The organism is Micromonospora xinjiangensis, from assembly GCF_056150165.1.
Map to the genome: position 1 here is coordinate 957,232 of NZ_JAXCFO010000002.1, position 13,434 is coordinate 970,665.

Genomic DNA, 13,434 nt, shown 5'->3' on the forward strand with positions numbered 1-13,434 from the left:
CCACGGCCGGAGCCCCCACCGCACCCGTCAGGAGCGGAACCAGACCGTCACGTCGGTCGGTACCGCGCCGTCCTCGGTCAGCGGCTCGCTCGCGTGCAGCACCTCGGCACCCGCCGGCAGCGGCACCGGCGCCTCACCGAAGTTGGTGAGCACGGTCAGCCCGCCGTTGTCGAAGACCAGTGTCGTGTCACCGGACTCCCGCCAGCGCAACGTGCCCTGCCCCAGCCCGTGCTCGCGGCGCAGCCGCAGCGCGGTGCGGTACATCTCGTACGTCGAGCCGGGCACGTCCCGCTGGCGGTCCAGCGCGTACTCGGCCCAGATCTCCGGCTGCGGCAGCCAGCTCGCGTCCGTCGGCCCGAAGCCGTACGACGGGGCGTCGGCCTCCCACGGGATCGGCACCCGGCAGCCGTCACGGCCGCGCTGGGTGTGCCCGCTGCGCTTCCAGGTCGGATCCTGGCGGGCGTCGTCGGGCATCGTGGTGTGCTCGGGCAGGCCCAGCTCCTCACCCTGGTAGAGGTAGGCCGAGCCGGGCAGCGCGAGCATCAGCAGGGTGGCCGCGCGCGCCCGCCGCAGGCCCAGCGCCGCGTCCGGCTGCGGGTCGCCGATGCCGATGCCGTTGGGCCGCGGCGTGCCCACCGGCAGGCCGAGCCGGGAGGCGTGCCGCACCACGTCGTGGTTGGAGAGCACCCAGGTGGTCGGGGCGCCGACCGCGTCGGTCGCCTCCAGCGAGCGGGTGATCACCGCGTACTGGGCGGGCGCGGTCCAGGAGGCGAGGAGGTACTCGAAGTTGAACGCCTGGTGCATCTCGTCCGGCCGCACGTAGCGGGCCAGCCGCTCGGCCGGCTCGACCCACGCCTCCGCGACCAGGACCCGCTCGCCGGGGTAGCCGTCCAGCACCCGGCGCCACTCGCGGTAGATCTCGTGCACGCCGTCCTGGTCCCACATCGGCGGGCGGGGCCGGTCCTCCTCACGCCCGGAGAGGATCTCCTGCGGCTCCTGCCAGTCGGCCAGGTCGGCCTGCTTCACCAGGCCGTGCGCCACGTCGACACGGAAGCCGTCCACGCCCCGGTCCAGCCAGAACCGCAGGACGTCCAGGAACTCGGCCCGCACCTCGGGCAGGTCCCAGTTGAGGTCCGGCTGGCCGGTGTCGAACAGGTGCAGGTACCACTGGCCCGGCCGTCCGTCGGCCTCGACGACGCGCGTCCAGGCCGGCCCGCCGAAGACGCTCTGCCAGTCGTTCGGCGGCTGCTCGCCGTCGGGGCCCCGCCCGTCCCGGAAGATGTACCGGGCCCGCTCGGCGCTGCCGGGGGCGGCGGCGAGTGCCGCGGTGAACCAGGGGTGCGCCGACGAGGTGTGGTTGGGCACCAGGTCGACGATCACCCGTAGACCGCGCGCGTGCGCCTCGGTGATGAGCTTGTCGGCGTCCGACAGCCGGCCGAAGAGCGGGTCGACGTCGCGGTAGTCGGCCACGTCGTAGCCGGCGTCCGCCTGCGGCGAGGGGTAGAAGGGGGAGAGCCAGACCGCGTCGACACCCAGCTCCACGAGGTGGTCGAGGCGGGCGGTGATGCCGGGCAGGTCCCCGATCCCGTCGCCGTCCGAGTCGGCGAACGACCGCGGGTAGATCTGGTAGATGACGGCTTCGGTCCACCAGCCGGTGATCGGGTCGCCGGACCGGTCTTGCTGCGTCACGTTGGTGTTCAGGGCCTTCTCCCGTGTGTCGTGCGTGTGGTGCGGTGCGGGACTCCCGGCGACGGTGGCGGGCGTCCGTTCAGTGTGCCCGCGGCGGCGCGGTCGACTCGCGTACGACCAGCCGAGTGGGCAGGATCACCGGCGAGCTCGGCGTCTCGGGCCGGAAGGGGCCGGTGGACGTGAGCGGCCGGCTGTCGAGCGCGCCGAGGGCGTGGCCGCCGAGCGGGTCCAGTAGGAGGCGGGCGGCGAGCCGCCCCTGCTCGGCGGCCGGCTGGGCCACCGTGCTGAGGCCGAGCACCCCGGCGAGGTCGTGGTCGTCGATGCCGATCACGCTGACGTCGTGCGGCACCCGCAGCCCGGCGTCGCGGAGGGCGGCCATGGCGCCCATCGCCATCTCGTCGCAGGCGGCCACGATGGCGGTCGGTGGTTCGCCCCGGGCCAGCAGCTCGGCGGTGGCGCGGGTGCCACCGTCGATCGTGAACTGCGAATCCACGTCGAGGCTCGGGTCGGGTCGCAGCCCCGCCTCCCGCAGCGCGGCCTGGTAGCCGCGCCGCCGGTCGACGTGGGTGGTGTAGGCGAGCTCGTCGTCCGGGTCGCCGGAGATGTGCGCGATCCGCCGGTGGCCCAGGTCGAGCAGGTGCCGGGTGGCCGTGCGCGCGGCGGCCACGTCGTCGATCCGGACACACGGCCAGTGGGGCACCTTCGTGCCGGAGCTGATCGTCACGCCCGGCAGGTCGAGCGCGGTCAGCGCGGTCAGGTCCCCGGCCAGCAGCGGGGTCGCCACCAGCATGACCCCGTCCACCCGCTTGGGCAGGTTCGCCGTGCGCAGCACCCGCTGGCGGATCTGCTCGCGACCGCCCAGGTTGTAGAGCAGCAGGTCGTAGCCGTGCTGGTGGAGGAACTCCTCGACCGCCTCGACGACGGTGGCGAAGAACCAGCGGGTGATCCTCGGGACCACCACGGCGATGGCACCGGTCCGGCCGCCGGCCAGCCGCGACGCGCTGGGCGAGACGGCGTACTCCAGCTGCTCGGCGGCGGCGAGCACCCGGCGGCGCGTGGCGGGCGAGACCGTCGGGAGGCCGCGCAGCGCCCGGGAGACGGTGGCCGTGGAGACCCCGGCCAGCCGGGCGACATCGTGGATCGTCGTCACGGTTCCCCCCGCGTCGCGTCCGCGACCGCCGCCGCCCGCCGGGCGGGCGGCGGCGGATGCGCGGTCAGCCCTTGACGCTGCCGGCGAGCAGGCCTCGCACGAAGAAGCGCTGCAGGGACAGGAACACGATCAGCGGTACGACGATCGAGACGAACGCGCCCGCGGTGAGCCGCTGCCACTCGTTGCCGCGCGAGCCGGCCATCTCGGCCAGCCGGACGGTGAGCGGGGCGGTCTCGTCCTGGCCTCCGGCGAAGATGAGCGCGACCAGCAGGTCGTTCCAGACCCAGAGGAACTGGAAGATGCCGAACGCGGCCAGCGCCGGGGTGATGAGCGGCAGCACGATGGTGCGGAAGATCTTCGGGTGGCTGGCACCGTCGACCCGGGCCGCCTCCATGAGGTCGCCCGGCAGCTGCGAGATGAAGTTGTGCAGCAGGAACACCGCCAGCGGCAGGGCGAAGCAGGTGTGCGCGAACCACACCTGGGCGAACTTCTGCTCGTCGACGAGGTCCCAGGCCGGCAGCACCTGGACGCCGGCGACGCTGACCCCGGCCGAGAAGAACCGGAGCAGCGGCACCAGGGCCATCTGCAGCGGCACGATCTGCAACGCGAAGATCGCGATGTAGATCCAGTCCCGGCCGCGGAAGTTCATCCAGGCCAGCGCGTACGCGGCCAGCGCCGCGAAGGCGAGCGGGAAGAGCACCGACGGGATCGTGATCGCCAGCGAGTTGATGAAGTAGCTGGCGAGCTGGCCGGAGGAGGACGAGCGCCCGAAGAGCACCTCCTGGTAGTTCTCCAGGGTGAACTGCGGGTTGGTGAAGAACGTCCACCAGCCGGTGGTCTTGATCTCGTCCTCGGGGCGGAACGACGAGACGAAGAGCCCGAACGTCGGGAGCGTCCACACCACTGCGATGACGACCGACACGAGCGAGGCGACCGGGGTGCTCAACCGCCGGCGTACCCGGGCGACCCGGGTCGGGGCGGCGCCGGTGCGCTGGGTCCCGGCGGGGATCGTGGGAGTTGTCGTGGTCATCTCAGCCCTCCCGCTGCTGGCGCAGGTTGCGGATCTGGTAGATCACGATCGGGATCACCAGGATGAAGAGGACGACGGCCAGCGCGGAGCCCTGGCCGTTCTCGCCGTACCGGAACGCCTGGTTGTACATCTCGTTGGCGACCACGCTGGTGTCGTAGTTGCCGTTGGTCGCGGTGCGGACGATGTCGAACACCTTGAGCGTGGCGATGGTGATGGTCACGACCACGACGATCAGCGCCGGTCGGATGCTCGGCAGGGTGATCCGCCAGAACATCTGCCACGCGCTCACCCCGTCGAGCCGGGCGGCCTCCACGATGTCCGCGGGGATGGCCTTGATGGCGGCGGAGAGCACCACCATGGCGAAGCCGGCCTGGATCCAGACCATGATGACGATCAGCAGCAGCGTGTTGAGCGGTGAATCGAGCAGCCACTGCCGCGGTTCACCCCCGAGGCTGACCACGATCTGGTTCAGCAGGCCGATCTGCTCCTGCTCGTCGCCCCGGTAGGCGTAGACGAACTTCCAGATGATGCTGGCGCCGACGAACGAGATGGCCATCGGCATGAAGATCAGTGACTTGGCGATGGCCTCGAACCGGGCCCGGTCCACCATCACCGCGTAGAGCAGGCCGATGGTGGTGGCCGCGAGCGGGACCAGGAGCACCCAGACCAGGGTGTTGATCAGCACCCGGACGATGGAGCCGTCGGAGAACATCCAGCCGTAGTTCTGCAGCCCCACCCATTCGGTGCTGTCCTTGTTCATGAGGGAGAGCAGCGTCGTGCGGATCGCGGGGACGACCAGCCCGACGACGAGCAGCAGCAGCGTCGGCAGCAGGAAGAACAGCGCGAGGAAGCCCTCCCGCTGCCGGCGCCGGGGGAGCGGGGCACCGCTGGCGGAGGCGGCGACGAGCTGCGCCTCCCTGCGGCGGGCGAACCAGGCCGGCACCACGTCGAGGAGCAGGAGCAGCCCGCCCACCACCGCGACGAAAGCGATCAGCCCGTACATCAGCATGAGGAACTTCGGCTGTTCCTCCGCGAAGTCGAACTCCATCGACCCTCCAAGGTCCTTGTGAGCCGGTGGGCCGGTCCGCGTCACGCGGACCGGCCCACCTCCTCAGATCACTTCCAGCTGCCCTCGATGCCCTGGAGCACGGACGCGGTGTCCTTGCCGTTGATCCAGTCGACCATGCCCTTCCAGAACGTTCCGGCGCCGACCGCGGCCGGCATCAGGTCGGAGCCGTCGAAGCGGAAGACGGTGCTCTTGTCCTGGAGGATCTGGACGGAGAGCTTGTCGATCGGGTTCGCGACGTTGGCCAGGTCGAGCTTGTTGTTCGCCGACACCCAGTCGCCGATCTTGGCGCGGCTGTTGGCGTACTCGCCGGAGGCCAGGTAGGTCTGGACGGCCTGCACCTCGGGCCGGTCGGCGAACGCCGCGACGAACTCGCCGCCACCCAGCACCGGCTTGCCCTTGGCCGGGTCGATGGCCGGGAAGTAGAACGCGAAGACGTCGCCGTCCTCGCCCACCTTGGTGCCCTCGGGCCACTGGTTGGCGTAGAAGGACGCCTGGCGGTGCAGGGCGCACTTGCCGGTGGTGATCGGCACGCCGGCCTCCTGGAAGGAGGTGGTGGCGATGCTCTTCACGCCGCCGAAGCCGCCGTTGACGTACTTCTCGTTCTTGAGGATCTGGCCGGCGCGGTCGAGCGCCTCGGCGACCTTCGGGTCGTTGAACGGGATGCCGTGGGTGGTCCACTGGTCGTAGACCTCGGGGGTCTGCGTCCGCAGCATCAGGTCCTCGATCCAGTCGGTGGCCGGCCAACCGGTGGCGTCACCGGACTCGATGCCGGCGCACCACGGCTTGACGCCGCTCGCCGCGATCGTGTCGCTGAGCTTGATGAGGTCGTCCCAGCTGGTCGGGACGGTCCAGCCCTTCTCCTTGAACATCTTCGGCGAGTACCAGACGAACGACTTCACGTTCGAGCCGAGCGGGGCGCCGTACAGGGTCCCGTTGACGGTGCTGTACTTCAGCCAGTCGGGGGAGTAGTTCTGCTCGGCCATCGTCTTGGTGTCGGCGCCGGCCGGCTTGAGCTTGCCCGAGTCGACGAACCGCTTGAGCAGACCGGGCTGGGGGATGAAGGCCAGGTCGGGGGCGTTGCCACCGTCGACCCGGACGGGCAGCTGGGCCTCGAACTCGCCGCTGCCCTCGTGGTCGATGTCGATGCCGGTGCAGTCCTCGAACTGCTTCCACGACTCGTCCAGGCGGTCGGCCTCGATGTCACGGATCGACGAGTAGATCGTGACCTTCTTGCCGTCGTGGCCCTCGTACTTGTCGTATGCCGCGCACTCGGCCGAGCCCGCGTTGCTGCTTCCCTTGTCGTTGCCGGTGCCGCAGGCGGTGGCGCTGAGCGCCAGCCCCAGTACGCCGGCGATCGCGAAGGCCTGGCGTGGTCTGGTGAAGACCGCCATGCCGTCCTCCTTTCTTGCCGGCGCGGTCGTGCAGAACCGGCGCCGGTCCGATGGGCGTCCCAACATGTAAGCGCTTGCATCGGATGCGGTCCACCCCCTGTCAGACACGACCGAGTAACAATCCGGAAACCTCGCCCCGCCCCGTGGGCACGCTCCCGGCCCAGATCCGTCCCTCTTTCGATCGCTGGCGATATCTGTCAGGCTGTACCCAACGGATCGAAGGTTTTCAACATAGGAGGATCTGGATGCGTAACCGGTGGTTCAGCCTGGTGGCGGCCGGTGTGCTGGTCGCGGCCACCCTGGTGCCGGCGGCGCCGGCCATGGCCGCACCCACCTTCAAGGTGCCCTTCCCCTGCGGCCAGGTCTGGTCCGGCCAGACCCGCACCAACCACAGCCCGGCCAACGCGGTCGACTTCAACCGCACCGACGACCTCGGCGACCCGGTGGTCGCCAGCGCGCCCGGCACCGTCGACCGGGTCACCGACCTCGGCGGCACGAGCTACGGAAAGTACGTCCGCATCAGTCACGCGGGTGGCTACCACACGTACTACGCCCACCTGAACGGCTTCAACGTCTCGGTCGGCCAGAGCGTGGGTTACGGAAAGGTGATCGGCTGGGTCGGCAGCACCGGCGGCTCGACCGGCCCGCACCTGCACTACGAGCAGCGCCTCAACGGTAGTGACATCCAGGTGCGGTTCAACGGCGCCCTCGCGCTGTACTGGGGCACGAAGAACTACACCAGCGACAACGGTTGCTCCTCGGGCGGCAGCGGCAGCGGCACGGTCGACACGAGCGGCACCCCCCTGACCGTCCGCTCCGGGCCCGGCACCGGCTACTCCGCGGTGGGCACGGTCGCCGACGGCACCCGGGTCACCATCCAGTGCCAGACGACCGGCACCACGGTCACCGGCACCTACGGCACCAGCAACATCTGGGACCGGATCGGCTCCGGGCGGTTCATCGCCGACGCGTACGTCTACACCGGCTACGACGGGTTCATCCCCAACGTGCCACGGTGCTGATCGGGGCCACACGGCGCCGGGGCCGCCATGTCCGGTGCTCCTGTCGGGAGGACGGAGCGACCGGCCACGACGGCCCCGGCGGGTCCGGTGTCGGTGCGTTGCCTGATCAAGTGTTGAAGATGCTGACGCCGCCCGGGCCCACGAGCAGCCCGACGATGATGAGGACGATGCCCCAGAGGATCTGCCGGCGGAAGAGCGCCAGGATGCCGGCGACCACCAGTACGACTGCGAGAATCCAGAGAATCAGCTCCATGGTCGATCAGGTACCCGAGGCGCTGACGCGGGAAACCTCGCCCTGGTCGAGATGATCACCGAGGTGGAACACGCTGTACGCCTGCTTGATCACCGGGTGCGCGACGTTGCGGACGCGGACGCCGCCCGGGGTCGTGCCCCGCTCGCTGCCGGCGTGGGCGTGCCCGTGCAGGGCGAGCGCCGTCGGCGCCGAGTCGATCGCCTGACCGAGCTGGTACGCCCCGAGGAACGGATAGATCTCCAACGGCTCGCCGGCCAGGGTGTCCGGGACCGGTGAGTAGTGGGTGAGCGCCACCAGCACATCGCAGTCGAGGCCGCGCAGCGCGTCCGCCAGCCGGTCGGCGCTGTCGGTCGTGGTGCGGACGAAGGCCTTCATCTCCGGCTCGCCGAAGTCGCTGGCGCAGCGCCCCGCGAAGCCCCCGCCGAAGCCCTTCACGCCGGCCACGCCGAGCCGGCCGCCCGCGCACTCCAGCACCACGCCGTTGCCCTCCAGGACGGTGATGCCGGCGTCCTGGAGCACCTTGACCACCTGTGGCACCTGGTCGCACTGGTGGTCGTGGTTACCCAGCACGGTCACCACCGGCACGCCCAGCCCGCCGAACTCCTGTGCCACGCAGCGGGCCTCCGCCTCGGTGCCGTGCCGGGTCAGGTCGCCGGCGAGCAGCAGGACGTCGGCGCAGTCGGGCAGCTCTTCCAGGGCCGGCCGGAAACGGCCCACCACGTCCTCGTCGAGATGCACGTCGCCGACGGCCGCGATGCGGATCACCATGGGTACCTCTCTCAGGGCAGTTGCTCGATCTGCGTCGGCGCCTCGGTGCGGATCACCCCGATCTCGCTGGTGATCGGCAGGTCCGGGAACCGGTCGGCGACCCGACGGACGATCTCCTCGCGCCGGTGGGCGCTCTCGACCTCGCCGTACAGCACGAGGCCGGTCTCGCGGCGGACCACGGTGATGCCCTGCTCGGCGACGGCCGGGTCCTCGGCGAGCAGGCGGTGGATCTCCGCCTCGAGGTACTCGTCGGGCGGGCCGATGCCCGCGTCGCGGTGCTGGTTCACGATGTCCCCTTCTCTGCCGGGGTGCCGGGCCGCGGCACCACCTCCAGCCGGTCGAGCAGCACCAGGAACGCCTCGGCGTACGGCGAGTGCTGCGTCTCCTTCCGTACCCGTTCCCAGTCGATCTGCTCCCGCAGCGAGCGGGCCAGCGGCAGGCCGCGGGCGAAGTCGCAGTAGTGCTGGGAGAAGCTGAGCAGCTTGTGCACCATCAGCTGGGTGGCGGAGAGCACCGGCATGTGGATCGCGTCGACGGGCCGTACCACGGTGTCCGCGAACGTCTCCTCCGTCACCGGTGTCTCGATCGGCCGGTGGATGAGGTCCACCATGCGCCCGTCGTCGTAGACCTTCACGAGCCAGTCCTCCGGCGGGCGCTCGGCGGTGAAGCCCGCCTCCACCAGCGCCTCCAGCGCCTGCTCGACGTCCGACTCGCGGATGAGGAAGTCGACGTCGTGCTCGCTGGAGTGGCCTCCGTGGGCGTACACCGCGAAGCTGCCGCCGAGCGCGAACGGGATCTCGGACTGCTTGAGCACGGCGGCGACCTTCTTGAGGGTGTGCAGAAGACTCTCGTCGCCGCGCTCGGCCATCTGGCTCTCCCGTCGGTGATGCAGGCGGTGGATTCCGACTTCCGTACCCGGCAGTCGGCTCGCCCACACCTGCCCGGGTGAGGGTGTGCGACAACCGGGATCAACCAGGACATAACCCCGGGGCGCAGAGCGCGAGTCCGATAGCCTGGGCAAGGTGGTCAGATCACTGCGGGCGCCGCGTCGCCGGCCCCGGCTGCGCACCGTCGCCCTGATCGGCATCGACGGCTCGGGCAAGACCACACAGGCGCACCAACTGGCCGACGCGCTCACGGCGGCCGGCAGCCCCGCGACCTACCACCGCAACGCCGGCGGCCGGCGCTGGCTGAGCCGGATCGCCCAGCGACTCGGCCGACCCGACGCGCAGCGGCTCGTGGGTCGCGACGGGCTGCTGGCGGTGGAGTCGGTGCTGCGCTGGCTCGCCATCGCCGCCGCGCTGCTCAGCTGCCTGGTCACCGGCCGGACGGCCGTGATGGACCGCTACGCGGCCTGCCAGTACGCGAGCATCCGCGCCCACGGCGGGCAGCGCTGGGAGCGACTGGCCCGGGTCGGCTACAAGGTCTTCCCGCAGCCGCAGGTCACCTTCCTGCTCTCCGTGGACCCGGCCGAGGCGTACCGGCGCATCGAGCGGCGCGGCACCGACCACGAGACGCTGGGCTGGCTCAACGCGGCCGACACGGCGTACCGGACGCTGCCGGAGTACCCGACCTTCGTCCTGGTCGACGCCGGCCGGTCGCCCGAGGAGGTGTCCCGCCAGATCCGGCACCACCTGGCGAGCTGGTTCCCGGCGGCGGACCCCGGGCGGGGTGACCCGGCCACGTCCGAGCCCGCGCTCCGGCCCTCGCCGGCCGGCCCGGACCCGGCCGGGGACCGACCGGTACGACCGGCCGAGGCCCGGCCGTGAGCGGCCCGGCCCGGCAGGTTCAGGCCCGGCCGTGAGCGGCCCGCTCAGGCCCGGCCGTAGACCGGCACGGTCGCGCCGCTGGTGGGCGCGGACTCGTCCGAGGCGAGGAACCGGATCACGGGTGCGATCTCGGCCGGGGTGACCCAGCGCGAGTGGTCGGCGTCCGGCTGGGCGGCCCGGTTGGCGGGGGTGTCGATGACGCTCGGCAGGACGGTGTTGCACCGCACACCGAAGCGGCGGTACTCGACGGCCACCGCGTTCGCGAACGCGACGACCGCCGCCTTGGCGGTGGCGTAGCCCGCCGCGCCGGGGAAGGGGGCGGTGGCGGCCCGGGCGGAGACGCAGACCACCGCGCCGCCACCGGCCTCCACCAGGTGCGGCAACGCCGCCCGGGTGACCAGGTACGTCGGGCGCAGGTTGACGGTGAGCATCCGCTCGAAGTCCTCGACCGGCGTCTCGTGCACCAGTCCGCCGCTGGCGTAGCCGCCGACCAGGTTGACCACCGCGCGCAGGGGCGCGGCGGGATCGTCCGTGGCGGCCGCGACCGCCCGTGCCGCGCCGTCGGGGTCGGTGAGGTCCGCCACCACCCGCCGTACGTCGCCGGCCGCCGGCTCCGCGCCGGGCCGGTCCTCCCGCGCGGGTACGACCACCCGCCAACCCGCCTCGACGAAGGCGGCGGTGACCGCCCCACCCAGGCCGCCCGTTCCGCCGGTGACCAGCACACTGCGTCCCACCATGGGCCACACGCTAGCGCCGCGCCGGTCCGGCCGTCGCTCCGGTGCCCGGGTCGGTGACGCCGGTACGTCCGATCCCGGTCTGCCGGACCGGACGGCGTTCGACGCCGTACGGTTGGACGGGGCCGGATGCCCGGGCCCCGGGCCGACGCGGGGGGCGGCAGGGCCGACCCGGCGGCTGACGCGGCGAAGCGGTGGGGGATGGCAGGCTGTCCCGGACGGCCCCCCGGGGGGCCGGGCGTACTTCCCCTAACACGCGCAGTCATGGTTGACGCTCACGCCTCATGAAAGTAAGTTTCATCCGTGGCGAAGAGTCCGAAGATTTCTGCGAGTCACGAGCCCGGTGGGCTGATCGTCCACATCAGTGGCTTGCTCCCGTCGCTGTCGCCGGCCGAACAGCGGGTCGCCCGACTGGTCGTCGCCGACCCGGCCGACGCCGCGCGCCGGACGATCACGGATCTCGCCACCGCAGCCGAGACCTCAGAGGCGACAGTCATCCGGTTCTGCCGCTCGGTGGGCATGGACGGCTACCCCCAGTTGCGCATCCGGCTCGCCGCCGAGGCCGCCCGCCGGGTCGAGCCGCCCGACGCCCGGGTGGTCGGCGGTGACATCCCGCCCGGCGCCGACCTGGCCCAGATCATCGCGACCATTGCCTTCAACGACGCGCGCGCGGTCGAGGAGACCGCCGAGCAGCTCGACCCGGCCGTCTGCGAGCAGGTCGTCGACGCGATCGCCGGCGCCGGCCGGATCGACGTCTACGGCGCCGGCGCCAGCGGCTTCGTGGCCTCCGACTTCCAGCAGAAGCTGCACCGGATCGGCCGCACCGCGTTCTACTTCCCCGACGTGCACACCGCGCTGACCTCGGCTGCGCTGCTCGGCCGCGGCGACGTGGCGGTGGGCATCTCGCACACCGGCACCACCTCGGACGTGATCGAGGTGTTGGAGCAGGCGCGGGCCCGCGGGGCCGCCACCGTCGCGCTCACCAACTTCCCGCGCTCGCCGATCACCGAGGTTGCCGACTTCGTGCTCACCACGGCGGCCCGGGAGACGACCTACCGGTCCGGCGCGATGGCCAGCCGCCTGGCCCAGCTCACCGTGGTCGACTGCCTCTTCGTGGGCGTGGCCGCGCGCAACCGGGCCCGGGCGAAGAAGGCCCTCGAGGTGACCGCCGACGCCGTCCAGTCCCACCGGGTGGGCGGCGGACGGAGGCGGGCATGACGGCCGGCGCCGTGGAGCCGGATGAGGTGTCGTCGCCCGCCGAGCCCCGCCCGGTCGTCCGGGTGGGCGCCCCCACCGAACGCCGCAACCCGCTCAGCGCCGACCTGGACCTGATGTCCACCCGGGACGTGCTGACCGTGATCAACGAGGCCGACCACCGGGTGCCGGGGGCGGTCGCCGACGTCCTCGACGAGATCGCGGTCGCGGTCGATATGGCCGTGGCGGCGCTGCGCGCCGGGCACCGCGTGCACTACTTCGGGGCCGGCACCTCGGGCCGCCTCGGGGTGCTCGACGCCGCCGAGCTCGCCCCCACCTTCAACTCCCCGCAGGGCTGGTTCTGCGCCCACATCGCGGGCGGCCCCGACGCGATGTGGCAGGCCGTGGAGGACGCCGAGGACGACGATCGGGGCGGGGCGGCCGAGGCGGCCGACTGCGTACGCGCCGGTGACCTGGTGGTCGGTCTGGCCGCCAGCGGACGCACCCCGTACGTCCTGGGTGCGCTCGCCGCGTCCCGGGCCAAGGGCGCCTCCACCGTCCTGGTGTGCGCCAATCCGGAGGCGGAGGCGGCCGGGTCGGTCGACGTCTTCATCGGGGTGGATACCGGACCCGAGGTGGTCACCGGGTCGACCCGGATGAAGGCGGGCACCGCGCAGAAGCTGGTGCTCAACACGTTCTCGACCGCCGTGATGGTCCGTCTGGGCCGGGTCTACTCGAACCTCATGATCCATATGGTGGCGACCAACGCGAAGCTCCGCGGACGGATGATCTCAATCCTCATGGAGGCCACCGGCTGCTCCGAGGAGGTGTCCCGGCGGGCGCTCACCGAGGCCGACGGCGATCTCAAGATCGCGCTGGTCTCGCTGGTCTCGGGCGCCGGGATCTCCGCCGCCCGCGCGGCGCTGGCGCGCTCGGCGGACCAGGTGCGTGGCGCGCTCGCCCTGCTCGCCTCCTGACCTGCGCGAGCGCGCAAGGATCACCACCGTCACACCCGCCCGGAGGGTCGTTGCCCGGGCCCGTGGCCCCGTTCGGGAAGGGCGGGCATAGAACGGGGCTCCGGATTGTTCGATCTGGCGCGGGGTATTACCAACCTCGTGGATGAACCGACCCGTCCACCGGTGCGTATTCGGCAGTGACCAGGATCGCACCGCTGGTGGTGACCGGGGTCGCTGCTCTCTCCGACGCGCGGTGCTGCCATTGGAGGGGCGGACGGCGACCGTCGTGCCACCCACCCGCACGTGGTGCCCATCGGCGAGCCACCCGGCGGGGTGCTGACAGCAAACATGGACCGCGCTTTCAGCTACTACTCAGGCATTCGTGACAGTTTCGACTCACGACATGGAA

General features: G+C 71.7%; 14 protein-coding genes. 4 read left to right on the top strand and 10 right to left on the bottom strand.

The annotated features are described in order from the left end of the window. Nucleotides 1-27 precede the first annotated feature (27 nt). The 5 genes from SM573_RS11260 to SM573_RS11280 all read right to left on the bottom strand — a co-directional run bounded on the left by SM573_RS11260 (nucleotide 28) and on the right by SM573_RS11280 (nucleotide 6,329). A complete protein-coding gene (locus tag SM573_RS11260; protein ID WP_474614370.1) occupies nucleotides 28-1,701 on the bottom strand; it encodes a glycoside hydrolase family 13 protein in 1,674 nt (557 codons plus the stop codon). 67 nt (nucleotides 1,702-1,768) lie between these two features. Beyond that, complete coding sequence (locus tag SM573_RS11265; RefSeq protein ID WP_474616010.1) at nucleotides 1,769-2,839, bottom strand: LacI family DNA-binding transcriptional regulator; 1,071 nt, start codon at nucleotides 2,837-2,839, stop codon at nucleotides 1,769-1,771. Nucleotides 2,840-2,903: 64 nt separating this feature from the next. Further along, entirely contained in the window at nucleotides 2,904-3,869 is a 966-nt protein-coding gene (locus SM573_RS11270; protein ID WP_474614314.1) for a carbohydrate ABC transporter permease, read from the bottom strand. A gap of 1 nt (nucleotide 3,870) precedes the next feature. Beyond that, a complete protein-coding gene (locus SM573_RS11275; RefSeq protein WP_474614313.1) occupies nucleotides 3,871-4,917 on the bottom strand; it encodes a carbohydrate ABC transporter permease in 1,047 nt (348 codons plus the stop codon). 68 nt (nucleotides 4,918-4,985) lie between these two features. Then, nucleotides 4,986-6,329, bottom strand: a complete 1,344-nt coding sequence (locus SM573_RS11280) for an ABC transporter substrate-binding protein (protein ID WP_474614312.1) — start codon at nucleotides 6,327-6,329, stop codon at nucleotides 4,986-4,988. Nucleotides 6,330-6,574: 245 nt separating this feature from the next. Here SM573_RS11280 and SM573_RS11285 point away from each other — a divergent pair, with 245 nt between their 5' ends. After that, nucleotides 6,575-7,351, top strand: a complete 777-nt coding sequence (locus SM573_RS11285) for a M23 family metallopeptidase (RefSeq protein WP_474614311.1) — start codon at nucleotides 6,575-6,577, stop codon at nucleotides 7,349-7,351. Nucleotides 7,352-7,457: 106 nt separating this feature from the next. On the opposite strand, the gene SM573_RS11290 is transcribed toward SM573_RS11285, so the two are convergent. Genes SM573_RS11290 through SM573_RS11305 form a run of 4 tightly spaced genes read right to left on the bottom strand, consistent with a single transcriptional unit; the run spans nucleotide 7,458 to nucleotide 9,459 of the window. Then, nucleotides 7,458-7,604 (bottom strand): GPGG-motif small membrane protein, encoded by a 147-nt coding sequence (locus tag SM573_RS11290; RefSeq protein WP_172836512.1) that lies wholly within the window; start codon nucleotides 7,602-7,604, stop codon nucleotides 7,458-7,460. 6 nt (nucleotides 7,605-7,610) lie between these two features. Further along, nucleotides 7,611-8,372: a metallophosphoesterase family protein gene (locus SM573_RS11295; protein WP_474614310.1), complete on the bottom strand. Its 762-nt coding sequence runs from the start codon at nucleotides 8,370-8,372 to the stop codon at nucleotides 7,611-7,613. Nucleotides 8,373-8,383: 11 nt separating this feature from the next. Then, nucleotides 8,384-8,659, bottom strand: a complete 276-nt coding sequence (locus tag SM573_RS11300) for a hypothetical protein (protein WP_474614309.1) — start codon at nucleotides 8,657-8,659, stop codon at nucleotides 8,384-8,386. Further along, nucleotides 8,656-9,459, bottom strand: coding sequence for a nucleotidyltransferase (locus tag SM573_RS11305; protein WP_474614308.1), 804 nt, complete (start codon nucleotides 9,457-9,459; stop codon nucleotides 8,656-8,658). Before SM573_RS11305 ends, SM573_RS11300 begins: the two co-directional genes overlap by 4 nt. Here SM573_RS11305 and SM573_RS11310 point away from each other — a divergent pair. Next, complete coding sequence (locus SM573_RS11310; protein ID WP_474616011.1) at nucleotides 9,395-10,141, top strand: dTMP kinase; 747 nt, start codon at nucleotides 9,395-9,397, stop codon at nucleotides 10,139-10,141. The two genes, SM573_RS11305 and SM573_RS11310, sit on opposite strands and share 65 nt — an antisense overlap. Nucleotides 10,142-10,185: 44 nt before the next feature. On the opposite strand, the gene SM573_RS11315 is transcribed toward SM573_RS11310, so the two are convergent. After that, nucleotides 10,186-10,878: an SDR family NAD(P)-dependent oxidoreductase gene (locus SM573_RS11315; RefSeq protein WP_474614306.1), complete on the bottom strand. Its 693-nt coding sequence runs from the start codon at nucleotides 10,876-10,878 to the stop codon at nucleotides 10,186-10,188. A 300-nt stretch (nucleotides 10,879-11,178) separates the two neighbouring features. Between SM573_RS11315 and SM573_RS11320 the strand changes: the two genes are divergently transcribed. Continuing rightward, nucleotides 11,179-12,093: a MurR/RpiR family transcriptional regulator gene (locus tag SM573_RS11320; protein WP_474614305.1), complete on the top strand. Its 915-nt coding sequence runs from the start codon at nucleotides 11,179-11,181 to the stop codon at nucleotides 12,091-12,093. Beyond that, nucleotides 12,090-13,046, top strand: a complete 957-nt coding sequence (locus SM573_RS11325; protein WP_474614304.1) for an N-acetylmuramic acid 6-phosphate etherase — start codon at nucleotides 12,090-12,092, stop codon at nucleotides 13,044-13,046. The genes SM573_RS11320 and SM573_RS11325 overlap by 4 nt, the downstream gene beginning before the upstream one ends. Nucleotides 13,047-13,434 lie beyond the last annotated feature (388 nt).